Here is a 22,846-nt window from a genome sequence, read left to right as displayed (position 1 = left end):
CAAGGAAAAATTGCGCCGTCCAGGGGGCAAAAGACCCGCCGGTTGGGCATGTTGACATGTTTCAAACAAGCCCTAGTGTAGCACAATTCTTTTTCACTGTAAAGTGTCGGTTCAGAGAAATGGAGCATCCCATGGGAAAATTTTTGACTCGCTTGACCCCGATCCTCCTGGCCGCAGCCATCGGCCTGCCCGGCGCCGCGTCGGCCGTGGGCGCCTCGCCGGACGCCATGATTCAGGTGGCGCTCTATTACGACGGCAATTCCCTGCCGGGGGCCAATCTGGAAAACAGCGTGGGCAGCGGCTACCGCTTCGGCTGGTATGACGGGGACCTGTCCTTCCACCCGCTGGGGTACACCAGCGAGACGCAGATCTCCATGGTCAAGACCCAGAATGTGACCCTCTCCAACGGAAACTATGTAGACGGCACCGGCGCGGTAACGGTGGGCTGCTACCACCTCCAGCTTCCGGGTACATACGCCTCCTTTGAGGGGGCTTTGGCCGCGGCGGACAGAGTGCCGGACGGCTTTCCCGCCTGGATCGACGGGGCCTATACTGCCCGTGTGGGGGCCTACGCCACCCAGGGGGAGGCCGAGGCCGCCCGGAACGCCCTGGGCCTCAGCGGCGCGGAAATCGTGGGGACCAGCGGCTACGCCGTCTCTGTGGTGGTCACCAAGACAGGGCAGGTCCTCTTCCAGTTTGACGGCGGAAGCGCTTACTCTCTGGGCGTTCAGCCCGGGCTGGACGGCGGCGAAAAGACAGTAACCTGGTGCAGGGGCTACCGCTATTACGGCGGATTCCAGTACGTCCGGGACGAGGGCGGGAACATGGAGGTCCTCAACATAGTCCCCCTGGACGACTACGTCCGGGGCGTGCTGCCCTACGAGATGAGCAACGACTGGCCCCTGGAGGCCCTGAAGGCCCAGGCAGTGTGTGCCCGGACCTACGCCGTTACCAACACCAGCGGCCACCGGGATTTTGATGTATGCGCCACCACCCACTGCCAGATGTACCAGGGGCTCAACCTGGCCAACGAGCGCACCGACCAGGCGGTGGACGAGACGGCGGGGGAGTTTGTCCGCTATCAGGGATCGCCGGCCATCACCTATTACTCCGCCAGCGACGGCGGCGCCACCGAGGCCGCCCATAACATCTGGGATGCCAACGCCGACCTGCCCCACCTGCTGGGGGTGATCGACCCCTATGAGGCCGATGTGGCCGACGGCATTTCCCGGTACAACTGGTCCTTCACCTTTACCGCCAGCGAGCTCACCGCCGAGATGAATGACGCCCTGAGCGGAAGGGGATACTCCTTTACAGGAATTACCGACGTCTATGTCTCCGAGTACAGCGCGACCGGAAACCCCCTCTCTGTCACCTTTGTGGACCGCAGCGGCAGGACCTGGTCCTTCGGGCCGGAGACCATCCGCCTCGCTCTGGGGTTGCGCTCCAACCGCTTCGACGTGACGGGAGGAAGCGGTGGAGGCGGCGCGGACTACGCCGTCAACGACGGCTCTGAAACCCTCTCCTCTGTCAGCGGAGCCTATGCTGTGCAGGGGGACGGCGCCGTCACGGCCATCACCGGAACCCCCTATGTCATCACCGCCTCCGGCACACAGGCGCTTTCGGCCCCCGCCGCCTCCCCCTCCTCGGGGAGCGGCAACGGCTTTACCTTCGCCGGCTCCGGGTACGGCCATAACGTGGGCATGAGCCAGCAGGGGGCCCGGGCCATGGCCCTGCGGGGCATGGACTATATGGACATTCTCACCTTCTACTTCACCGGCGTGGAGATCTGGTGAGCACTTAAACAAGGAAAGCGGGAAACACTCTTTGAAAACATCGGATTTTTACTATGACCTCCCCCAGGAGCTCATCGCCCAGACCCCTCTGGACCGGCGGGACGGGTCCCGGCTCATGGTGTTGGACAAGACCACCGGGGCCACCCGGCATCTGCACTTTTACGATCTGCCCTCTCTGCTGCGGCCTGGGGACTGCCTGGTGCTCAACGACTCCCGGGTGCTGCCTGCCCGGCTCCTGGGCCGCCGGGAGCCCACCGGCGGGGCGGCGGAGGTCCTTCTGCTGGCAGACCGGGGGGACAAGGTGTGGGAGTGCCTGGTCCGTCCGGGGAAAAAGCTCCGGGAGGGGGCCCGGATCTCCTTTGGAGACGGCCTTCTTACCGCTGAAGTGGCGAAGGTCTGCGAAGGGGGCAACCGCCTGATCCGCTTCCAGTATGACGGCATTTTCCTGGAGCTCCTGGAGCGGCTGGGCCGGATGCCCCTGCCCCCCTATATCAAGGCGGAGCTCCAGGACCCGGAGCGGTATCAGACGGTCTACTCCCGGGAGGTGGGCTCCGCCGCCGCCCCCACCGCCGGGCTCCACTTCACCCAGGAGCTCCTCCGGCAGGTCCGGGATATGGGGGTGGAGCTGGCCTATGTGACCCTCCATGTGGGCCTTGGCACCTTCCGCCCGGTGCAGGAGGCGGAGATCACCGACCACGAGATGCACGCCGAGTTCTGCACCATCTCCCAGACGACGGCGGACGCCATCAACCGGACTAAGACCCGGGGCGGCCGGGTCATCTGCGTGGGGACCACCTCCTGCCGGACCATCGAGTCCTGGGCGGCGGAGGACGGTACCCTCCGGGCCTCCTCCGGCTGGACCAGCATCTATATCTACCCCGGCTACCGTTTCAAGGTCCTGGACGGCCTCATCACCAACTTCCACTTGCCGGAGTCCACCCTCATCATGCTGGTCTCCGCCCTGGCGGGCCGGGAACACGTTCTGGCGGCCTATCAAGAGGCCGTCCGGGAGGGGTACCGATTTTTCTCCTTCGGGGATGCCATGTTCATTGGAGACACGATGTAGTCATATCAACAGAACATGGAAAAGTCCGGGATCCAAGGAGTTCCCGGACTTTTATGTCTCTTCGGTTGAAAGAAAATACTAGGGCTTGTTTGAAAAATAGCAATGTGTCCAGCAGCGAGGGATTTTGGCCGCTGGCAAGCAATTTTTTCACAGGAATCCTGGCGGATTTCAAGGAAAACTTGCGCCGCCCAGGGGGCAAAAGACCCGCCGGTTGGGCATGTTGACATGTTTCAAACAAGCCCTAGCGCATGATGCCGTTTTGTGGACAGCCGGCATGTGACGCCGTCCCCTACCCCTTTGGCCGGGGCTTGAAGATCAGGGCCACCAGATAGCCGAAGAAGATGGCGGCGGCGATGCCGCCCGCCGCAGCGGTGATGCCGCCGGTAAAGGCCCCCAGAAGGCCATCCTCACTGACGGCCTTGGCCGCGCCCTTGGCCAGCAGATAGCCGAAGCCGGTGAGGGGGACGGTGGCTCCGGCCCCGCCGAAGGCCACCACATGCTTGTAGAGCCCCAGGCCCCCCAGGACCACGCCCGACACCACATAGAGGACCAGAATCCTGGCCGGGGTCAGCTTGGTCTTGTCAATGAGCACCTGGCCGATGAGGCACAGGATCCCGCCGCAGAGAAAGGCCCGGAGATATTCGCCCAGCGCTTCCATGCTCAGTCTCCTCTCTGTGTGCTGATGGCAACGGCGTGGCAGATGCCGGGGATGCTCTCCCCCTGCATGGTGGAGGTGGGCGAGAGCAGGGCCCCGGTGCCGCAGAAGAGGATGCGCCTCCACCGTCCTTCCTTCATACCGTCCAGGAGCTGCCCAGTGAGCACGACGGCTGAGCAGCCGCAGCCCGAGCCGCCGCAGTGGACATCCTGGCCCTGGAGGTCGTAGATGCGCACGCCGCAGTCGTCGTAGTTCTGGAGCTCCACCCCGTCCTTGTGGAAGAAGTCCAGCACGATCTCCTTCCCCAGAGAACCCAAATCCCCGGTGACGATGAGGTCGTAGTAGGACGGCTTCCGCCTGGTGTCCGAGAGGTGGGTGGAGATGGTGTCATAGGCCGCCGGGGCCATGGCGGCCCCCATATTGTTGGCATCCTTGATCCCCTTGTCCACGATCTTTCCGATGGTGGCGTGGGTGACATAGGGGCCCTCCCCCTCCCGGGAGAGGATCACCGCCCCGGATCCGGTCACCGTCCACTGGGCGGTGGGTGGGCGCTGTCCGCCATACTCCAAGGGGGTGCGGTACTGCCGCTCGGCGGAACAGAAGTGAGAGGAGGCCACCGCCCCGGCCAGATTGCCGAAGCCGCCGTCCAGCACCATAGCCGCCAGGGCCAGCCCCTCGGCCATGGTGGAGCAGGCCCCATACAGTCCGAAGAAGGAGGTATCCTGACCCCGCACCGCGAAGGAGGAGGCGATACACTGGTTCAGCAGGTCTCCGGCAAAGACGTAGTCCAGGGCGGAGGCGGCCTGTCCGGTCTTGTCCAGGGCGCTCTGGAGGGCCATGCGCTGCATGGTGCTCTCGGCCTTTTCCCAGCTCGCCTCCCCGAAGGTATCGTCCTCTTGAATCAGGTCAAAGGAGGCCGCCAGAGGGCCCTCCCCCTCCTTCTTTCCCACCACGTTGGCGCAGCCGGCGATGGTGGGGGGAGAGGCGAAGGCGACGGTCTGTTTGCCCAGCTTTTTGCTTGTCATATTGGTTCGCTCCCATCTCACGGAAAGATTGCTGTGTGCTTGGATTAGTTTGAACAGTTTTCCGCAAAATATCAGGGCGTATTTTGGAGTGGGACATGCTGGTCAAATCGAATCAGTTGCGGTATAATATCCCTATCTGCCAAGGAAAGGATGGACCAGAGCAGCATGGTTGAAGAGCCCAAGCGTACCATCGCCTATTTCTGCCCACAGTGCCGGCAGGCCGTGGTGGCGGAAAAGACCGTCTTCTCCCTGGCCGCCGGGCCGGGACAGATCCCCTGCCCCTGCGGCAGATCGGCCCTGCGGACGGAGCTGCTGGGGGACCGGGTGCGTCTGACGGTCCCCTGCCTCTTTTGCGGGCGGGAGCACACTGTCACCTGCTCCACCCGCGCCTTCCTTCACGAGCCCGCCCTGGCCTTCTCCTGCGCGGCCTCCGGGCTGGACTGCTGCTATGCGGGGGAAGAGGGCCCCGTCTTCGCCGCCGTCCGGCGGCTGGAGGAGGCCGTGGACAAGCTGGAGGCCGCCGCCGGCGCGGAGGGGACCTTTCTGGACGACATCATCATGCACGAGGTCCTCTCGGAGCTCAAGGACATCGCCCAGCGGGGCGGCATCTCCTGCGCCTGCGGCTCCAAGGAGTGGCGGCTCCAGGTAAACTTCAGCTCGGTGGATTTGATCTGCGCCCAGTGCGGCGGCGCCTTGCGGATTCCCGCCGCCACAGCGGACGACCTGGAGGACCTGTGTTGTAAGTCCTCCCTGCTCATCAAGGGAAGGAGGGACTGAGGATGTACCACGAAAGGCAGGTTCAGGTGGAGGCCCGGGACACCGACCTCTTCGGCCTGTGCCGCCCCTCCTCCCTGCTGGACTTTTTTCAGGAGGCCGCCACCCAGGCCGCCGACGCCCTCCATGTGGGCCGGGAGGAGATGATCGCCAACCACCACATGTTCTGGATGCTGGCCCGGCTGTGGTACCGGCTGGACCATCCGGTCCTCTGGAAGGATGTGCTGACCGTCCGCACCTGGCACCGGGGCAGCAAGGGGGTCTCCATGTACCGGGACTTCGACCTCTTTCGCAATGGGGAGCGGGTGGGCGAGGCGGTGAGCGTCTGGATTCTGGCGGATTTCACCACCCACAAGCTCTGCCGCCTGGAGGTCCTCCAGGAGCTGGAGGGCACCTCTGGCGGGGCGCTCTGCAAGCATAAGCTCCTTCCCAAGCTCCGGCTGCCCGGCAGTCTGGCCCCGGCGGGGGAGCGGCCCCTCCACTACAGCGACTGTGACATCAACGGCCATGTGAACAATGTCCGCTATGCCGACTTCGCCTGCGACGCCCTGCCAATGGAGCGGCTGGGCGGCAGCTTCGTCTCCTCCGCGCAGCTCGGCTACCTGAAGGAGTGCCGGGCGGGGGAACGCCTCCGCCTCTCCGCCGGAACCGACAACGGGACTTGGTACGTCCAGGGGGACGGCCCGGAGGGCCGGCCCAGATTTGATGCGGCCCTGACCCTTTCCCCCCTTGACAATCCCTGAAATGGGGCATAAAATAGCGCAAACATCCCCCCTTTCCAGCCCAAGCGATGACATGCTACCGATAGAACAGATAAGGAGTGGAGTCCATGATCAACAATGACGCCGCCAGCAAGTTCGCCCGGCAGGGCCTCACCTTTGACGATGTGCTGCTCATTCCCGCCGAGAGCAGCGTCCTGCCCGCCGAAATCGACCTGCACACCCAGCTCACCAAGAAGATCCGTCTGAACATTCCGGTGATGAGCGCCGCCATGGACACCGTCACCGAGTGCCGCATGGCCATTGCCATCGCCCGGGAGGGCGGCATCGGCATCATCCATAAGAACATGACCATCGGCCAGCAGGCCGAACAGGTGGACATGGTGAAGCGCAGTGAGAACGGCGTCATCACCAATCCCTTCTGGCTGGCCCCCGGCCACACCCTGGCCGAGGCCGACGAGCTCATGGCCAAGTACCGCATCTCCGGCGTGCCCATCTGCAAGGACGGAAAGCTCATCGGCATCATCACCAACCGGGACATGAAGTTCGAGACCGACATGTCCCAGCTGGTGGACAACGTGATGACCAAGGAAAATCTGGTCACCGCCCAGGAGGGCGTCACCCTGGAGGAGGCCAAGGAGATTCTCCGCCGCCACAAGATCGAGAAGCTGCCCATTGTGGACAGCGAGTACCACCTGAAGGGCCTCATCACCATCAAGGACATCGAGAAGGCCACGGTGTACCCCAACTCCGCCCGGGACGAGAAGGGCCGTCTGCTGGTGGGCGCCGCCATCGGCGTCACCGAGGATGTGCTGGACCGGGTGCGGGCCCTGGTGGAGGTGGGCGTGGATGTGCTCTGCCTGGACTCCGCCCATGGCCACTCCCACAACATTCTGGACTGCGTCCGCCGGGTAAAGGCCCTCTACCCCGACGTACAGCTCATTGCCGGCAATGTGGCCACCGCAGAGGGCACCCGGGCCCTCATCGAGGCGGGGGCGGACTGTGTGAAAATCGGCATCGGCCCCGGCTCCATCTGCACCACCCGGGTGGTGGCCGGCATCGGCGTGCCCCAGATCACCGCCGTCTATGACGCCGCCTGCGTAGCCCAGGAGTACGGCATTCCCATCATCGCCGACGGCGGCATCAAGTATTCCGGCGACATTGTCAAGGCCATTGCCGCCGGCGGCAATGTGGTGATGCTGGGCTCCCTGCTTGCCGGCTGTGAGGAGTCCCCCGGGGACACCGAGGTCTACCAGGGCCGCCAGTTCAAGGTCTACCGGGGCATGGGCTCCCTGGGGGCCATGGCCAAGGGCTCCAAGGACCGCTACTTCCAGTCCCACAACAAGAAGCTGGTCCCCGAGGGCGTGGAGGGCCGCGTCCCCTACAAGGGGGCGGTGGGCGAGACCGTCTACCAGATGATGGGCGGCCTGCGGGCCGGTATGGGCTACTGCGGCTGCGCCGATATCGAGGAGCTGCGGACCAAGAGCCGCTTCATGCAGATCACCAGCGCCGGCCTCAAGGAGAGCCACCCCCACGATATCTATATCACGAAGGAGGCCCCCAACTACACCCTCAATCCCCAATAATCAAAATGAACCGCGTGAAGCGCACAGTCCCCCCACAACTGACAAATCAGAAAGCGTCCGAGGGAATTGACATCTCCTCGGACGCTTTTTTATTTCGGTTGATTGTAAAATCAAGTTGAACACCGAAAAGAAACGTCCGCAGTGACCTTCCTCCCCTGGTATTCGCCTCTGGGGACACAAACAAAAGCGGCAAAAAAACCGCGAAGCACCGCACAAACACCGGCGCTTCGCAGTTTTCGAATTTGATATCCGTGAAAAACCTCTGGCCGCAGGACGTGCGCCAGGGTTCCGGCTTCCGGCCGGGCGCTTAGACCGTTTGGCCCAGGCCCATGGGGGCGTCCACAAAGATGCGGGGGTCCATCAGGGGAACCTGTCCGTCCACCATGTCAATCACCGGGGTGAACTCCATCTGGTCCAGGATGTCCCGCTGGAGGTCAATGCCGGGGGCGATCTCCGTCAGGTGGAGGCCGTCGGGCCGAAGGACAAAGACGCACCGTTCGGTGAGGTAGGACACCTCCTGGCCGTTTTGAATGGCCATATCTCCGCTGAAGGTGACCTGCTCCACCTGCCGTAGGAACTTCTTCTCCCGTCCCTCCTGGTCGATGTGGACGCGGCCGTCCTCCACCCGGACCTTCAGGCCGCCGGCAGTAAAGGTGCCGCAGAAGTAGACCTTGTGGGTGTTCTGGGAGATATTGATAAAGCCGCCGCAGCCGGCAATCTTGGGTCCGAAGCGGCTGACATTGATATTGCCCTTGGCGTCGCACTCGGCCAGGCCCAGGAAGGTCTGATCCAGACCGCCGCCGTCATAGAAGTCGAACTGGTACCCCTGGTCCAGAATGGCCTCAGGGTTGAGGGAGGCGCCAAACCGGGGACCGCCCTGTGGAATGCCGCCCACCGGGCCGCTCTCCACCGTCAGGGTCATCTGATTGCCGATGCCCTCTTCCGAGGCCACGGCGGCCACATACTCAGGCGCACCCACGCCCAGGTTTACCACCACATTGGGCTCCAGCGCCATAGCGCCCCGGCGGCCGATGATCTTCTTGGCGGAGAGGGGCAGGGGCGCGGCCACGGCATCCGGGGCACGGCGCTCCCCGCACAGGGCCGGGTTGTAGCCGCAGCCCAGGGACTGCTGGTGATCCTCGGGCTCAGCCACCACCACATAGTCCACATTGATGCCGGGAATCTTCACCAGCCGGGGGTCCAGGCTGCCGGTCTTGACCACGCCCTCCACCTGGACCACCACGATGCCGCCGCTGTTCTTGACGGCCTGAGCCACGGAGGTGGCCTCCAGGCTGGCCACTTCCTTTTCCAGCGTGACGTTGCCCCGCTCGTCGGCGAAGCTGCCCCGCAGGAAGGCCACCTGGATGGGGAAGGCGGGATAAAAGAGGTACTCCTGCCCGTGAATGGTCAGCAGCTCCACCATGTCCTCAGTGGTGATGTCATTGACCTTGCCGCCGCCATTCCGGGGGTCGATGAAGGTACCCAGACCCACCTTGGTGATGGTGCCCGGCTTGTGGGCGGCAATGTCCCGAAACAGGTGGCACAGCGCCCCCTGGGAGAGGTTATAGGCCTCCATCTCGTTCCGCAGGGCCATCGCCCCCAGGGCGGGGACGGTGGCATAGTGGGCCGCGACAAACCGCTTGAGGAGGCCCTTGTGGGCGTAGCGCTCCGCGCCGCGGCCGTCCCGGTTGCCCTGGGAGGAGGCATAGATGTAAGTGAGGTTGCAGGGGTGGCCGGTCTCCAGGAAGCGCTGCTCCACCGCCTTGTTCAGGGCCTCGGGAATGCTGCTTGCCACGAAGCCGCTGGTGGTAAATGTGTCCCCGTCCTTCAGGAGGGCAGCAGCCTCCTGGGCGGTGATAATCTTGACCTGACCCATCGTTACAGCGTCTCTACCAGGCTCTGGAGGCGGGTGCGGGCCTGCTCGAAGGAGACGGCCTCCTGGTCCACCTCGATCATCAGGTCGCGGATGCCCCACTCGCCGAACTGACGGTGGTAGATGGGGTAATCCCACTCCTCCGGGTCGCAGAACTTCATCATAGCCACCACCACGGCGTCGGCGCCGGTCTTGCGGACCATATCCTGGAGCATGGGGCCGCGGGCCTTCTTGGTATCGGTGGCCAGGGGGCAGCCGTACATGTTCTGCCACACCCGGGCCAGACGGTAGAGGGGCGCCTCGTCCCCCTCGGGGACGTCCACCCGGACCTGACGGGACTCCTGGGCCAGGTCGTCGGCCACGATGGCCAGACCCAGCTCGTCAAAGAGGGACAGCAGTCCGTCGGGCTCCACCAGGATGCCGGTGACCACCACCTTCTTGCCCATCCAGGGCTGGGGATCGCTGGCTCGGACTGCCTCCATCAGCTCCCGCACCAGGGCGGTGTGGCGGGACTTCTCCATGAACATCCGGGCCTTGAAGACGGCGTGACGGTCCACGGCAGAGATGACCTGGGGATACTCGGCCGCCAGCTTGGCAAACTCGCGCATCACAGCCCGGTTCTCATTGTAGACCTGGATGGACTGCTCCAGGGCGACGTTGGTAACCTTGACGCCGGTGACCTCCTCCAGCTTCTCCTGGAGAACGGCATACTCGTGCTCCAGGAAGCGGTTGGCCGCCTCCAGGCCGCGGTTCTGGGGATGGGTGAACACCAGAGCCGGGGCGGATCCCTTCCACTTCTGGCTCATGCACTTGAGGGTGTCGCAGGGGACGGAGAAGACCACTGCGTCCAGAATATCATAAGCGCCGTCGCACTCCAGCTCCATAACCTGCTGCATGATGGAGCAGGCAAAGGGAGGCAGATAGGTCCGGGCCTTGCTCACCGGACGGTTGCCGCCCCACAGGCCCACGGGGAGAAAGCCGGTGGCGTGGACCATCTCTTCGGGGGCGTAAACCGGCATCATGCCGATGGCGCCCTTGCCGGTCTCGGCCTTGTGGTCCTCTACCGCCTTTTTGGGGTTGGCGGCGATGGTACGGAACTGCTCCAGCAGTGTTTTCACGTTCTGTTCCATGCTTTACACTCCTTCCTTATTCCCCGGCGGTCTGGGCGGCCTGATCCATCATCTCGCCCAGGGCCTCCACCCGGGTGTCGTACTGGGCGGGGGCGAAGTTTCTGGGATCGGTCTGGTCCCCGTCGAAGCTCACATAGGGCAGGCCGTTGGCCTGCTGAATCAGCTCGGCGGTCTCCACGTTCAGGAAGCTCATGAGCTTGCAGCTGCGGTTGAGGTGATAGACCACGCCGTCACACTTGCCCCGGTCCATGATACCCCGGAGGACCTTCACCTTGTTGTCCAGGCAGGTGTTGATGTAGGTGCGGGTGTAGGCCTCGGCCATGGAGTGGAGGGTCTCGTCCTCGGCGTCATAGGTCAGATCCCAGATATTGGGGTAGGCGGAGCCGGTCATGATGGAGCCCTGGTTCTTGAGGGTCTTGAAGGTGTGCCCCAGGTAGGGCCACACGGCGATGCCCTCCCAGGCAACCCGGTTCTTCTCCGCGCCCTTGAAGGCGGACTCACCCTTCTTGTACTTCTCCTCCAGCTCGTCGGCGAACTTGCGGAAGGTGATCTCAGCGTAGTCCCGGCTCCGGGCGCAGACCACCAGGGCCATGTAGTTGAAGAGGTCGAAGCCGTTGAGGGGGGAGGGTTTGTACTGGCTCATGGTGGCGATGCGGTTCCACTGGGCGATGGAGCGCTGGGTCTGCTGCCGGACGGCGTGGAACTTCTCGTAGTCGAAGGGCCGGCCGCAGATGACCTCCAGCTGGGAGATGGCGTTGCGGAACTGATCGGCGATGTAGGCCTTGGACTCCTCGGAGACAGGCATGGTGTGGTTGAAGGGCACATCAATGATGATGCAGGGGATATCCAGCTCGGCGGCCAGATTCTCATACCACTTGAGGAGGGTGTTGCAGATGTTGTTGCAGGTGATCACCAGGTCGGGCAGGGGCACCCGGGCGGCGGGAGAGTTGGCCAGGACCTCCGGGGTCTTCCCGGTCATGGCCTCCTCCTTGAGCAGCTCCATGTAGCCGATGTTCACACGGCCGTAGGAGCAGCAATCCACGTTGTAGCCCAGACGGTCCGCCACCTCCAGCATATCCAGGGCGCCCTTCCGGGCGCCGATGCCGGCGGCGTGGGTCTCCGGGTAGACCATGGCGATGTCCATGGCCACACACAGCTCGGGGGGCGCCACGGAGGCGGACCAGCACACCAGCTTGCCGTTTGCCTTGGCCTGGCGGGCCTCCTCGTCCAGCTTGGCCTGGTAGTAGGCCAGCAGCTCCTTGGCGGACATCTGACTGAGCTGTTTCACACTCATGCTGATTTCTCCTTTCTGATCTGTTCCTCATAAGCCAGCAGGGCAGCGCCCAGAGCGCCGGTGAGCTGGGGGTCCCGGGCGACCAGGATCTGCTGCCCCAATTCCTTCTGAATGGCGTCGGCCACGCCGCTGTTTTGCCCTACGCCGCCGGTCAGAACCACGGACTCCCGGACGCCAACCCGCTGGGCCAGGGCGCAGGCCTTGGCCGCCACACTGAAGTGGACGCCGGCGATGATATCCTCCTTGGCCATGCCCTGTGAGAGCAGGGAGATGACCTCTGACTCGGCAAAGACGGTGCAGGTGCTGCTCACCGAGGCGGGATGCTGAGAGCGGAAGTGATAGCCGGCCATCTCGTCCAGCCCCACCTCCAGCACTCGGGACATGACTTCCAGGAAGCGGCCCGTACCGGCGGCGCACTTGTCGTTCATGTAGAACTGCCGGATGGTCCCCTGGTCGGTGAGGGCAATGGCCTTCACATCCTGGCCGCCGATGTCAATGATGGTCCGGGCGGTGGGCTCCTCGAAGAAGACCCCCTTGGCGTGGCAGGTGATCTCGCTCATCTGCTTATCCGCCATGGGCAGGTTGGAGCGGCCATAACCTGTGGCCAGGATGAAGGCCATGTCCTGGACCTTTAAGCCGCTGCGGGCGGCAATCTCCTCCAGCACCCGGCCCGGTCCGCTGCTGCCGGTACCGGCCTGGACCACCGCCTCGGCCACCACCTCGCTGCCATCCCGGAGGATGACCGCCTTGGAGGAGGATGAGCCAACGTCGATTCCCATGGTATACATGTTTCGACCTCCTTCTGAAATGGTTAAATAGTTCTTATTCAGAATTATTCTGAAGCAGAATTATAGTGCAGAGAGCGGCGACTGTCAAGCAGATTGATGAGGTGCGGCGAAAGATTGGAGGTTTGCCTGATTTCTTACCGACCGTTTTGTGGAAAAAGCCTGACTCCCTCCTGCTCAGCCCTCAGGCTGATCGCCGCCGCTGCGGTCGATGGGGCCCACAGTCTGGACCAGCTCGAAGAGAATGCCCTCGGAGTAGCGGGGCCGCAGGAAGTTGACGATAATGTCGGAGGTGCCCTCCACCGGAGCCGGCTCCAGCATCTCCAGGCCCTGCTCCTCCAGCTCCCGGCTGGCTGCCACCACGTCCTCCACCTCGAAGGCGATGTGAGCGATGCCGCCCTTGCCGTTGTTGAATTTCGTGAGGACGCCCTCGTGGGGAATGATGAACTCGATGGGGCTCTCGTTAGGACCATACTGGGTGAAGATCAGGTCGGCATGGTAGCTCTTGACGTAGCCGCGGTAGTCCACCTTCAGGCCAAAGAGTTTGATCAGGCGCTCCGCCTGTTCGATGGCGGGGAGAACCACACCGACATGGTGCATCCGCAGGGGTTTCATAACGCGATCATCCTTTCCTCTTGAATTGAGATTAGTATAACAAATCCTCCGGCTTTCCGCCATGAAATGCAATGGCGTCTTCTGGCAAGCTGTTGCATGAAATTGAAAAACCAAGCGCAAAATTTGTCAATTTTTTCACATGGATTTGAAATACCCGCAGGCCTGTGTTATACTGATGAAGAAGACAGTTTACAGGGAGGGATGGCCTATGACGGCCTACGGGAGTCTGCTCCGGCGGCTGCTGGAATTCACCGGGACCAAGCTCTATGCCGCAGCGGAGGAGGTGGGGTACGACGTCTCGTATGTCAGCAAGTGGTGCAACAAGGACCTGCTGCCCGCCCCCAAGACGGCCCACAGCGTGGACGCCGCCCTGGGACGGTATTTTGCCGCAATCATAGAGAGGGACAGTCAAGAGGCCGACTTCACCGCCGCCTTTCCCCAGGCCAGAGGGGATCTGTCCCTGGAGCGCCGGATCACCGCCCTGCTCAACAGTGCCTATGAGGCCTCCTCCCATCACCGGGAGGCCCCATGTCCCGCCGGGGGGCTGGATCTGCTGACCCAGCGCCACGAGATGCTGGGGAAGCTCCGGGACCTGACGCCCCCAAAAAGCGGGCCGGAGGGGGCGGTGGTCTGCACCATTGATCTGCTGACCCTGTTGGAGAGCCGGGACCTCGCCGTCCTGGACCACCTATTTCGGGCGGGAGAGGTTCATCTCCACGCCGCCCTGGACCTGGAGCGGTTCCAGCGGAACCCGGACCGGAGCCTGCGGCTCCTCTACCGCTTTTTCAGCCGGCACCGGGATACCTTTGTCACCCTCTATGACGGGGCGGGTCTGGAGCGGGAGGGCCTCCTGGCCATTCGGGACGGCACTGCCATGCTGGCCGGCCTGGACCGCTGGGGGGAGCTGGACACCCTTCTGGCTGCGGAGGGGCCGTCCGGGGCCCGGCTGTGGGCGATTGCCTGGGCCCGGCTGCGGGAGCAGCCCATCCTCCTGAGCCCGGCCCGGTCGGAGGACATGAACCGCAACGGCTACCGCACCGACTTCTACAGCCGGGACCAGTTTCAGTTCTTCTCCTGCTTCGGCTTTGAGTTTCTGCTGCCGGAGGCGGCCTGCGGCTGGCTGGTTCAGGCTGGAGCCGCCAGCGGGCTGGATTCAGACCGCACCCAGGATATTCGGCGGCTCTTCATCACCTGGGAGGAGGTCTTCCAGAAGCGCAACATCGACTTTTATCTTCTCAAGTCCTCCCTCCTGCGCTACCTGGAGTCCGGTGAGCTCATCTTTGCGGATATTTTTTACCAGATGACCCCCGCCCAGCGGCTGGAGCACCTGGAGGCCGTCAAGGAGCGGCTGCTGGGCAATCCCCACATCCGCTTTATTCTGCTGGACGACGATGCCCTGCCGGCGGCGGATCAGCCGTTCCTGTCCGCCTATCTCAATCACAAGAAGCTCTTTTTGAAAAACCCCTCGGCCTACCTCACCGGGAAGGGCCCCATGTTCTACACGGTCCAGAGTGAGGTCCTGATTCAGGCCGCCCGGAGCTTTCTGGACTCCCTGCAGCGGCTGCCGGGCAGCGGCGTCTACAGTCAGGAGGATGTCGCCGATCTGGAGGGGCGCTATGGAGGGATGCTCTACCGGATGCTCACCCTCCAGGAGGAGCTGTGACCAGATGCAGTACATCAAAAAACCGCGGCGGAGCCTGGGGCTCCGCCGCGGTTTTTTGTAGGATCGCCGGAGAGAAAGCAGGATACGCACTCACCGGCCGAAATAGGTCTGGATTTCCTTCATGCGTCCGGTCTGCTCCACATGGAAGGGGCAGCGGCGGTCGCAGTGTCCGCACTGGACGCAGTCTCCGGCGTGTTTGTCCAGGTGTTCGTAGTGGGCACGGGCCAGGGCGTCCCCCGCCCGGGCCAGATCGTAGTACTTGTTGATGAGCCCCACGTCCAGGGCCGCCGGACAGGGCTGGCAGTGGTTGCAGTAGACGCACAGGCCGGAGGCGTCCGTGGGGGTAAAGGTGCCCAGCACCGAGTAGTCCCGGGCCTCCGGGGGGGCGTCCAGAAAGCCCAGCAGCCGCTCCAGATCCGCCCGGTTCCGAACGCCGGGCAGGACAGCCAGGACCCCCGGCTTATCCAGGGCATACTGGATGCACTGGTATTCGGTGAGGGCCTGGCCGAAAGGAGAGGTCCGGGCGTCCAGGAGCTGGCCGCCGCTAAAGGCCTTCATCACCGAAATGCCCACCCCCTCTGCCTGGCACCGGCGGTAGAGGGCCATGCGCTCGGCCGCGCCGCCGATGGCATAGTCCCCGTGGTGGTAGTCGTAGCCGGGGTTGATGCTGAACATGAGCAGGTCCAGGATGCCCAGGTCCAGCACCCGGTTCACCACCTCCGGGGTATGGGAGCTCAGGCCGATGTGCCGCACCGTCCCCTCCCGCTGGAGCTGCTGGATATACGCCAGCACGCCGCCGTCCATCACCTTCTGGAGGTCGGAAACCTCGTCCAGGCAGTGGAGAAAGCCAAAGTCGATGTAGTCGGTCCTCAGGGCCTTGAGCTGCCAGTCTATGGAGCGCCGGATGGTGTCCAGGTCGGTGGTCCAGCCGTAGCTGCCGCTCTGGTAGTTGGCGCCGAAGTGGATCTGGAAATGAACCTGGGTCCGAACCCCGGCCATGGCCGCCCCATAAACCGGGAAGGGGGCGTCGTCCGCCGAGGCCAGGTCAAAGAAGTTGACGCCCCGCTCCAGGGCCAGATCCACAGTGGCCCGGATCTCCTTCTCCCCGGCCATGCCGATGGAACTGGTGCCCAGGCCCAAAATGCTGATGCGCTCCTCCCCATGGGGGAGCTTTCGGTATTCCATAGAAATTGTCTCCCAAACCAATCTGCCGCTCTGTATGCTGCGGTCTCAATGGACAATATTGTAACCGATCCAGGGCCAAATGTAAAATGCCTGTGTTGGATGATATTCAATACCTTTCCTGAATCCAAAGCCGAACGAGGCTTCCAACAGCGGCAGGGCCGCAAGTTCCAGGCCAAGGCCGGCGGACCTCTGCCGGGCTGCCGGTCAAAAGGCATGTGGGAAATACTGCTGTCCCAGAGGGCCGGCAAAAAATACGGGGGCCGGCAAAATCCGGCCCCCGCTGGACGGTATGCGGTTACTCAGCCTCCTGCATGGCCTTAGCCGCCTCGATGGCCTTCTCCTGGGCTGCGGGAGGGGCTTCCTCGTAGCGGACGAAGTGATAGGTGAAGCTGCCCCGGGACTGGGTGATGGAGCGCAGGTCAATGGCGTAGGAGCTCATCTCCCCCATGGGGACCTCCGCCTCCACAATCTGATTGCCCTCGCCGTCTGGGTTCATGCCCACGATACGGCCCCGGCGCTTGTTCAAGTCGCCGATGACGTCGCCCATGTAGCTGTCGGGGATAGTGACCTTCAGCTCGCCGATGGGCTCCAACAGCACAGGGTTGGCCTGGGCCAAAGCGGCCTTGTAGGCAAGCTGGGCGGCGGTCTTAAAGGCCATTTCCGAGGAGTCCACCGGATGGTAGGAGCCGTCGTACAGGGTGGCCTTCAGGTACACCACGGGATAGCCCGCCAGCACGCCGTGCTGGACGGCTTCCCGGAGACCCTTCTCCACGGCCGGGAAGTAGTTCTTGGGCACGGCGCCGCCCACCACCTCTTCGCAGAACTCCATCTCCTCCTGCTCTCCGGGCTCGAAGCGAATCCACACGTCGCCGAACTGGCCGTGGCCGCCGGTCTGCTTCTTGTGGCGGCCCTGGACCTCCACCTTCTTCCGAATCTTCTCCCGGTAGGGAACCCGGGGCGTGGAGAGCTCAGCCTCCACCCCGAAGCGGGACTTGAGCCGGGACACCAGCACATCCAGCTGGATGTCGCCGGTGCCGGAGACCACCACCTGCCGGGTCTCGGCGTTGTTGACCACCGTGAAGGTCTGGTCCTCCTCGTTGAGCCGGGCCAGGCCGGCGGCGATCTTGTCGTCCTGCCCCTTGACCTTGGGGGAGATGGCCATGGAGTAAACCGGCTCGGGAAAGGCCAGGGGAACGAGCTTCACCACGTTCCGGGCGTCGCAGAGAGTGTCGCCGGTCTTGAGCTTATCCATCTTGCCCACGGCGCCGATGTCGCCGCAGGAGAGCTTCTTGACCTCCTCGGTCTTCTTGCCCCGGATGGTGTAGAGCCGGCCCAGCTTTTCGGTGGAGCCGGTGCGGGCGTTCACCACGGACATGTCGGACTCCAGGGTGCCGGAGAGCACCTTCACATAGGAGTACTTGCCATACTGGTCGGAGACGGTCTTCCACACGAAGGCGGCGGGCACCGCGCCTGGGGAGACGGCGAACTCCACCATGTCGCCGTGGTCGTCCTCGCCGATCTCAGGCTTGCCCTCCAGGGGGGAGGGCAGGAGGTTGACGATGTTGTCCAAAAGCATCTGGGTGCCCAGGCCGCTGAGGGCGGAGCCGCAGACCACCGGGAAGAGGGAGAGGTCCTTGACGCCGGCGTGGAGGCCCTGGATCATCTCGGCATAGGTGAACTCCTCGCCGTTGAAGTAGCGGTCCATAAACTCCTCGCTGGTCTCGGCCACCGACTCCACCAGGGCGTTGTAGAGCTCGTCCAGCACGTCCTTCTTGTTGTCAGGTACGGGGATCTCATGGCGCTTGCCGTTTTCGATGTCATAGGCCCGCTTGTTGAGCACGTCGATGATGCCGATGACCTTCTTGTCCTCATCCCAGATGGGGGCCACCACCGGGGCCACGTTTTTGCCGAAGCGCTCCCGGAGGGTGTTAAAGGCGGCGTTGTAGTCGGCGTTGTCCTCGTCGGTCTTAGAAATGTAGAGGATACGGGGCATCTTCCGCTCCTCGCAGTACTTCCATGCCTTCTCCGCGCCCACGCTCATGCCGCTCTTGGCCGAGCAGACGATGACGGCGGCGTCGGCCACCCGCAGGGCCTCGATGACCTCCCCAGCGAAGTCAAAGTAGCCGGGGGTGTCCAGCACATTGATCTTACAGCCCTTATACTCCACAGGCACCACGGCGGTGGAGATGGAAAACTGGCGGCGGACCTCCTCGGGATCGAAGTCGCTGACGGTGTTCCCGTCGGTGACCTTACCCAGCCGGTCGATGGCGCCGGTCTGATACAGCATACTCTCTGCCAGGGACGTCTTTCCGTTTCCACCGTGGCCCAGCAGGCAGACATTGCGGATATTTTGCACGGAATAGCTCATAGTCGTTTCCTCTCCTTACATTTGCTAATCGAAAGCGCCGCCGTTTTCTTGCGTCACTGTCTTAGTCATTATATCTCAACTATCGTGGATTGACAACTGATTTTTTATAAAAAACGCAAGTTTTCCGCCGCCGCCCCAGTTTGGGGCCCGGCAGGGCGGGAGAGGCCCGCGCTGAAAGGGGGCGCGCCGCCGCTTCCGCCCGCCGGCCGGGAGCAGGCCCCGACCCGACAGCGGGGCGGGTCAGCGGTTGCTGGCGCCGGTCTGGGGCTCTCCATGGAAAATAAGGTCATCCACATCCCCCTGGCCCTGCCGCCGCTCCTCGTCGTGCTGTTTTTCCGGCATTCTCCGCCCCCCCTTTCGCAATCCGGCATTCCACACCAGTGTATGCACCGGCCACTGGACCTGTGCATGGCCGCCCGAAAGGAAAAGGGCCACGGCACGCCGGCGGTCCCAGCCCCCATGACCCTCATGGGAAACAAGTTTTGGGTAATATCCAAGCCGGATGGCCCTTATATGGGCACATCGCACCCATTCCACCGCAGCCGCGCCGCCGCCCGGCCCTCCTCCGCCCAGGACGTCAGCCTGGAGTCAAGCCCGGCTTCAACAGCCCGTCAGGCGGGCGATCTCCTCCATGGCCAGCTCCGCAGCGTGGTTGAGATAGTCCTCCAGGCGGCGCTCCTCCACCCCTGCCACCAGGACGCCGCAGGTGGAAGAGGGGATCAATATCTTCCCGCACTCGGCCCCGGAGACGGCGGCGGCCATGGCCGGGGAGACCTCCCCCAGAATGCCGTTGGCCAGAAGAATGCCCATGGGCCCCAGGATCAGATCGGCCCGCTGGGCGTTATAGATGACGGCGTGTTCCCCGGTGGCCCCCCGGGCGGCCCCCGCCTTGAGCATGGCGCTGGTGGCCAGGGCGTTGGTGCCGGCGCAGAGGAGCTCACAGCCCTCCGGAAGCCGGGGCCGCAGCAGGGCCGCCAGGCGGCTGCCGATGCCGCCCCCCTGGCCGTCCAGAATCAAAATCCGCATGGCTATCCATCCTCTCTTGTATGGTCCGCCGCCGGGAAGCGGCCTGCAAACCGCTCAGTCGGCCCCGGACACCAGGGCCTCCCCCACGGTGTAGATGTCCCCGGCCCCTACGGTGAGGATCAGGTCCCCGGGCCGGGCCAGGTCCCGAAGGTCCTGGGTGACCTCCGGCAGCGTGGCAAAGTACCGGGCCCCGGGGATATGCTCCGCTAGGTCCCGGGAGGAGATACCGCTCTCATTGGTCTCCCGGGCGGCGAAAATCTCAGCCAGCAGGGTGACATCCGGCTTCTTCAGCACCTCCACAAAGTCGTCGAAGAGGGCGGCGGTCCGGGTGTAGGTATGGGGCTGAAAGGCGCAGATGATCCGCTCATACCCCAGACTCCGGGCGGTATCCAGCAGGGCCTCCAGCTCGCCTGGGTGGTGGGCGTAGTCATCGTAGACCTCCGCCTCGTGGAAGCTCCCCTTGTGCTCAAACCGGCGGCCCGCCCCCCGGAACTGCTCCAGGCCCCGCGCCGCCGCCTCCCCAGTGACCCCAAGGGCCAGGGCAGAGGCCGCCGCCGCCAGGGCGTTTCTCACATTGTGGAGCCCGGGCACCTTCAGGGACACATGGGCGTAGACCTCCCCCCGGCAGACAATATCGAAGGTGGGCAGGCCCTTCTCCCAGGTGAGGTTGGCGGCGTGGACATCCCCCTCCTCCAAGCCGAAGGTGGTGACGGGCCGGGTCTCCCCGGCCAGGGCAGCCATGGTGTTGGCGTCATCCCGGTTGGCGATGATGCGCCCCCCCTGGGGCACCAGGTCGGCAAAGCGCCGGAAGGAGCGCTCCACATCCTCCAGGTCCCGGAAGAAGTCCAGGTGGTCGGCCTCAATGTTCAAAATGACGGCCACGGTGGGAAAGAAGGCGAGGAAGGAGTTGCAGTACTCACAGGACTCCAGGATGATGGTGTCCCCCCGGCCCACCCGGTGCCCCGCCCCCAGCAGGGGGAGGGTGCCGCCGATCATCACCGTGGGGTCCAGGCCGGCGGCCATGGCGATGTGGGTGCACATGGAGGTGGTGGTGGTCTTTCCGTGGGTGCCGGAGATGCACAGGGCGTGGCGGTAGCCCCGCATAATGGCTCCCCAGGCCTGGGCCCGCTCGAAGACGGGGATTCCCCTGGCGTGGGCGGCGGCGATCTCCGGGTTGCCGTCGTGTACGGCGGCGGTGCGGATGACCAGCTCGGCCTCCCCCAGGTTCCCGGCCCGGTGGCCGATGGCCACCGGGATGCCCAGACTCCGCAGGTGCTCCACGGCGGGGCTCTCCCGCATGTCGGAGCCGGTAATGACCATGCCCGCTCCGTGGAGGACCTCCGCCAGGGGGGACATGGACACCCCGCCGATGCCCACCAGATGGGCCCGGCGGCCAGGGGCGAGATAGGGCTGGAGCTCATTGACTGTCATGGGTTTACACGCCCTTTTTGGAAGATTATAATGATAGGGACGGCCCGGGAGGGATTCTTGTCCGGGCCACCCCAGAGGGAACTCTGGGAACGATGTCCGCATCCTCGCAGTAACGGCCATTTTCGCCGGTTTTTGCGCACACTGCGCGGCCTGCCGCACGAATCAATAATGCAGCGGACATTATTATACAGCCATTATAGACCTGAGGCAAGGAAAAGATACCGAAGGAGGAAGGAAAATGAACTGGAATCAGGTGCCGGAGCCGGTGTGCGCCTGCTGCGGGGTCCTGTGGGACGCCGGCGCGGAGGCCCTCCCGGTGGGGGGGTGTGTCCGGGACAGCCTGCTGGGCCGGACGCCCGGGGACTGGGACATCGCCACCTCGGCCCGGCCGGAGGCCGTCCTGGCCCTCTTTCCCCATGCCGTTCCCACCGGGCTCAAGCACGGCACCGTCACCGTCCTCCTGGACGGCATGGCCCTGGAGGTTACCACCTTCCGCCGGGAGGGGGGCTACTCCGACGGCCGGCGGCCCGACGCCGTGGACTTTGGGGTGGGGCTCCGGGAGGACCTGGCCCGGCGGGACTTCACCATCAACGCCATGGCCTTGGGCCGGGACGGGGTGGTGGCGGACCCCTTCAGAGGCCAGGCCGACCTGGCGGCGGGGCTTGTCCGCTGTGTGGGGGACCCGGACCGCCGCTTCCAGGAGGACGGCCTGCGGCTGCTGCGGGCTGTCCGCTTCGCGGCCCAGCTGGACTTCACCCTGGAGCCGGGGACCGCCGCCGCCCTGGCCCGGAACGCCGGGAGGCTGGACAAGGTCTCCGGGGAGCGGGTAAAGGCTGAGCTGGAAAAAATCCTCCTCTCCCCCCGGCCGGAGCGCTCCTCCCTGCCGGTGGCGCTGGGGATGCTCACCCGGTTCGGAGCCCCCGCCCGGCGGGTGGACCTCACCGGTCTGGCCGCCCTGCCCCCCACGCCGGAGGCGCGCTGGCGGGGCTTCTGCCAGACCGCTGGAGTGGACATCACCTCCCTGCCAGTGGAGCGGCGGCTCCGCCGGGCGGTCCTCCGGCCCGAGAGGCCGGAGAGCGCCCTCACCGGCCGGGACCTCTACGATCTGGGGCTCCGGGGCGGGGACATCGGCGCCGCCCGCCAGGCCCTGGAGCGGCACATTCTCCAATATCCAGAGGAGAATCAAAGGAAAATTCTACAAAATAAAATCAAAGTATGGGGCTTTCTGCCCCCGGACCCGTAAAACAGCGGCCCTCCGCCCGGGCGGAAGGCCGCTGTCTGTCCCTTACAGGGTGAGTGCCTTTTCCTTGAGAAAGGACCGGAGCCAGTCCCCGGTCTCGGGGTGGGCCAGAGAGAAGTCAATGGTGGCCTCCAGGAAGCCCTTGAGGTTGCCGGTGTCGTACCGCTTCCCCTGGAAGTCCACCGCCGTCATGGTGTCCCCCCTGCACAGCTCCCGGAGCCCGTCGGTGAGCTGAATCTCTCCGCCGTAGCCGGGCTTCAGGTTCTCCAGGATGCTGAAGATACCGGGCCGGAGCACATAGCGGCCCAGGATGGCATAGTGGGAGAAAATTTCCTCGGGCCGGGGCTTCTCAATCATATCCGTGACCCGGTAGGTCCGGGGGCCCAGTGGCTCCACCTTCACAGAGGAGTACTTGACGATGGCCTCGGTGCTCACCTCCTGAACCCCCACGCAGGAGGCGGCGTACTTCTCCGCCGCGTCGATGAGCTGGCCGATGACCGGCTTTTCCGAGCGCATGATGTCGTCGCCCAGCAGGACGGCGAAGGGCTCGTCCCCCACGAAGCGCTTGGCCCGCCAGATGGCGTGGCCCAGGCCCTTGGTCTCCTTCTGCCGGAC

19 protein-coding genes are annotated in these 22,846 nt (G+C 64.2%); 7 read left to right on the top strand and 12 right to left on the bottom strand.

From position 1 onward, the window contains the following. The first annotated feature begins 152 nt into the window (after positions 1-152). Positions 153-1,796 carry a SpoIID/LytB domain-containing protein gene (locus Q0K09_RS06165; RefSeq protein ID WP_294474306.1) on the top strand — a complete coding sequence of 548 codons (1,644 nt, stop codon included), beginning with the start codon at positions 153-155 and terminating at the stop codon, positions 1,794-1,796. Between the two features lie 31 nt (positions 1,797-1,827). Then, complete coding sequence (gene queA, locus Q0K09_RS06160) at positions 1,828-2,862, top strand: tRNA preQ1(34) S-adenosylmethionine ribosyltransferase-isomerase QueA (protein ID WP_294474303.1); 1,035 nt, start codon at positions 1,828-1,830, stop codon at positions 2,860-2,862. Between the two features lie 289 nt (positions 2,863-3,151). Here queA and spoVAE read toward each other — a convergent pair whose 3' ends face one another. Next, complete coding sequence (spoVAE, locus tag Q0K09_RS06155) at positions 3,152-3,520, bottom strand: stage V sporulation protein AE (RefSeq protein ID WP_294474300.1); 369 nt, start codon at positions 3,518-3,520, stop codon at positions 3,152-3,154. 2 nt (positions 3,521-3,522) lie between these two features. After that, entirely contained in the window at positions 3,523-4,542 is a 1,020-nt protein-coding gene (gene spoVAD, locus Q0K09_RS06150; protein WP_294474297.1) for a stage V sporulation protein AD, read from the bottom strand. A 165-nt stretch (positions 4,543-4,707) separates the two neighbouring features. Here spoVAD and Q0K09_RS06145 point away from each other — a divergent pair, with 165 nt between their 5' ends. The 3 genes from Q0K09_RS06145 (at position 4,708) to guaB (ending at position 7,621) form a co-directional block, all read left to right on the top strand. Then, entirely contained in the window at positions 4,708-5,319 is a 612-nt protein-coding gene (locus Q0K09_RS06145; protein WP_294474294.1) for a hypothetical protein, read from the top strand. Between the two features lie 2 nt (positions 5,320-5,321). Beyond that, a complete protein-coding gene (locus tag Q0K09_RS06140) occupies positions 5,322-6,059 on the top strand; it encodes an acyl-ACP thioesterase domain-containing protein (protein WP_294474291.1) in 738 nt (245 codons plus the stop codon). An 86-nt stretch (positions 6,060-6,145) separates the two neighbouring features. Then, the gene (gene guaB, locus Q0K09_RS06135; RefSeq protein WP_294474288.1) at positions 6,146-7,621 is read left to right on the top strand and encodes an IMP dehydrogenase; all 1,476 of its coding nucleotides are present in this window, start codon (positions 6,146-6,148) and stop codon (positions 7,619-7,621) included. Between the two features lie 307 nt (positions 7,622-7,928). On the opposite strand, the gene Q0K09_RS06130 is transcribed toward guaB, so the two are convergent. The 5 genes from Q0K09_RS06130 to Q0K09_RS06110 form a co-directional block, all read right to left on the bottom strand. Then, a complete protein-coding gene (locus Q0K09_RS06130; protein ID WP_294474285.1) occupies positions 7,929-9,497 on the bottom strand; it encodes a CoA-transferase in 1,569 nt (522 codons plus the stop codon). Between the two features lie 2 nt (positions 9,498-9,499). Continuing rightward, on the bottom strand, positions 9,500-10,624 hold the full coding sequence (locus Q0K09_RS06125) for a 2-hydroxyacyl-CoA dehydratase family protein (RefSeq protein WP_294474282.1): 1,125 nt from the start codon (positions 10,622-10,624) through the stop codon (positions 9,500-9,502). A 16-nt stretch (positions 10,625-10,640) separates the two neighbouring features. After that, positions 10,641-11,918, bottom strand: coding sequence for a 2-hydroxyacyl-CoA dehydratase family protein (locus Q0K09_RS06120; RefSeq protein ID WP_294474280.1), 1,278 nt, complete (start codon positions 11,916-11,918; stop codon positions 10,641-10,643). Further along, on the bottom strand, positions 11,915-12,706 hold the full coding sequence (locus tag Q0K09_RS06115; protein WP_294474277.1) for an acyl-CoA dehydratase activase: 792 nt from the start codon (positions 12,704-12,706) through the stop codon (positions 11,915-11,917). The genes Q0K09_RS06120 and Q0K09_RS06115 overlap by 4 nt, the downstream gene beginning before the upstream one ends. Before the next feature lie 174 nt (positions 12,707-12,880). Beyond that, positions 12,881-13,318, bottom strand: coding sequence for a VOC family protein (locus Q0K09_RS06110; RefSeq protein ID WP_294474274.1), 438 nt, complete (start codon positions 13,316-13,318; stop codon positions 12,881-12,883). A gap of 208 nt (positions 13,319-13,526) precedes the next feature. Here Q0K09_RS06110 and Q0K09_RS06105 point away from each other — a divergent pair, with 208 nt between their 5' ends. Continuing rightward, a complete protein-coding gene (locus Q0K09_RS06105; protein WP_294474271.1) occupies positions 13,527-14,981 on the top strand; it encodes a hypothetical protein in 1,455 nt (484 codons plus the stop codon). Positions 14,982-15,071: 90 nt separating this feature from the next. Here Q0K09_RS06105 and Q0K09_RS06100 read toward each other — a convergent pair whose 3' ends face one another. From Q0K09_RS06100 to murC, 4 genes are all read right to left on the bottom strand, one after another. After that, positions 15,072-16,166, bottom strand: a complete 1,095-nt coding sequence (locus Q0K09_RS06100) for an aldo/keto reductase (RefSeq protein ID WP_294474268.1) — start codon at positions 16,164-16,166, stop codon at positions 15,072-15,074. A gap of 295 nt (positions 16,167-16,461) precedes the next feature. After that, on the bottom strand, positions 16,462-18,534 hold the full coding sequence (fusA, locus tag Q0K09_RS06095; RefSeq protein WP_294474264.1) for an elongation factor G: 2,073 nt from the start codon (positions 18,532-18,534) through the stop codon (positions 16,462-16,464). Positions 18,535-19,134: 600 nt separating this feature from the next. After that, positions 19,135-19,560, bottom strand: a complete 426-nt coding sequence (locus Q0K09_RS06090) for a DUF3842 family protein (protein WP_294474261.1) — start codon at positions 19,558-19,560, stop codon at positions 19,135-19,137. 54 nt (positions 19,561-19,614) lie between these two features. After that, entirely contained in the window at positions 19,615-20,991 is a 1,377-nt protein-coding gene (gene murC / locus Q0K09_RS06085) for a UDP-N-acetylmuramate--L-alanine ligase (RefSeq protein ID WP_294474258.1), read from the bottom strand. Between the two features lie 238 nt (positions 20,992-21,229). On the opposite strand from murC, the gene Q0K09_RS06080 reads away from it, so the two are divergent. Further along, entirely contained in the window at positions 21,230-22,234 is a 1,005-nt protein-coding gene (locus tag Q0K09_RS06080) for a tRNA nucleotidyltransferase (protein WP_294474253.1), read from the top strand. 42 nt (positions 22,235-22,276) lie between these two features. On the opposite strand, the gene Q0K09_RS06075 is transcribed toward Q0K09_RS06080, so the two are convergent. Further along, positions 22,277-22,846 (bottom strand): sugar phosphate nucleotidyltransferase (locus Q0K09_RS06075; RefSeq protein WP_294474250.1); only part of this gene is annotated, 570 nt, incomplete at its 5' end.

The organism is uncultured Intestinimonas sp. (assembly GCF_944387725.1).
GTDB lineage: Bacteria > Bacillota > Clostridia > Oscillospirales > Oscillospiraceae > Intestinimonas.
Note: the sequence above shows the minus strand (reverse complement) of the source record. Positions and strands in the feature narration are given on the sequence as shown.

Excerpts from the sequence above, each read along its gene's own strand:
- spoVAE (WP_294474300.1), bottom strand. The coding sequence starts at position 3,520 with ATGGAAGCGCTGGGCGAATATCTCCGGGCCTTTCTCTGCGGCGGGATC.
- spoVAD (WP_294474297.1), bottom strand. The coding sequence starts at position 4,542 with ATGACAAGCAAAAAGCTGGGCAAACAGACCGTCGCCTTCGCCTCTCCC.
- Q0K09_RS06145 (WP_294474294.1), top strand. The coding sequence starts at position 4,708 with ATGGTTGAAGAGCCCAAGCGTACCATCGCCTATTTCTGCCCACAGTGC.
- Q0K09_RS06140 (WP_294474291.1), top strand. The coding sequence starts at position 5,322 with ATGTACCACGAAAGGCAGGTTCAGGTGGAGGCCCGGGACACCGACCTC.
- guaB (WP_294474288.1), top strand. The coding sequence starts at position 6,146 with ATGATCAACAATGACGCCGCCAGCAAGTTCGCCCGGCAGGGCCTCACC.
- Q0K09_RS06130 (WP_294474285.1), bottom strand. The coding sequence starts at position 9,497 with ATGGGTCAGGTCAAGATTATCACCGCCCAGGAGGCTGCTGCCCTCCTG.
- Q0K09_RS06125 (WP_294474282.1), bottom strand. The coding sequence starts at position 10,624 with ATGGAACAGAACGTGAAAACACTGCTGGAGCAGTTCCGTACCATCGCC.
- Q0K09_RS06120 (WP_294474280.1), bottom strand. The coding sequence starts at position 11,918 with ATGAGTGTGAAACAGCTCAGTCAGATGTCCGCCAAGGAGCTGCTGGCC.
- Q0K09_RS06115 (WP_294474277.1), bottom strand. The coding sequence starts at position 12,706 with ATGTATACCATGGGAATCGACGTTGGCTCATCCTCCTCCAAGGCGGTC.
- Q0K09_RS06110 (WP_294474274.1), bottom strand. The coding sequence starts at position 13,318 with ATGAAACCCCTGCGGATGCACCATGTCGGTGTGGTTCTCCCCGCCATC.
- Q0K09_RS06105 (WP_294474271.1), top strand. The coding sequence starts at position 13,527 with ATGACGGCCTACGGGAGTCTGCTCCGGCGGCTGCTGGAATTCACCGGG.
- Q0K09_RS06100 (WP_294474268.1), bottom strand. The coding sequence starts at position 16,166 with ATGGAATACCGAAAGCTCCCCCATGGGGAGGAGCGCATCAGCATTTTG.
- fusA (WP_294474264.1), bottom strand. The coding sequence starts at position 18,534 with ATGAGCTATTCCGTGCAAAATATCCGCAATGTCTGCCTGCTGGGCCAC.
- Q0K09_RS06090 (WP_294474261.1), bottom strand. The coding sequence starts at position 19,560 with ATGCGGATTTTGATTCTGGACGGCCAGGGGGGCGGCATCGGCAGCCGC.
- murC (WP_294474258.1), bottom strand. The coding sequence starts at position 20,991 with ATGACAGTCAATGAGCTCCAGCCCTATCTCGCCCCTGGCCGCCGGGCC.
- Q0K09_RS06080 (WP_294474253.1), top strand. The coding sequence starts at position 21,230 with ATGAACTGGAATCAGGTGCCGGAGCCGGTGTGCGCCTGCTGCGGGGTC.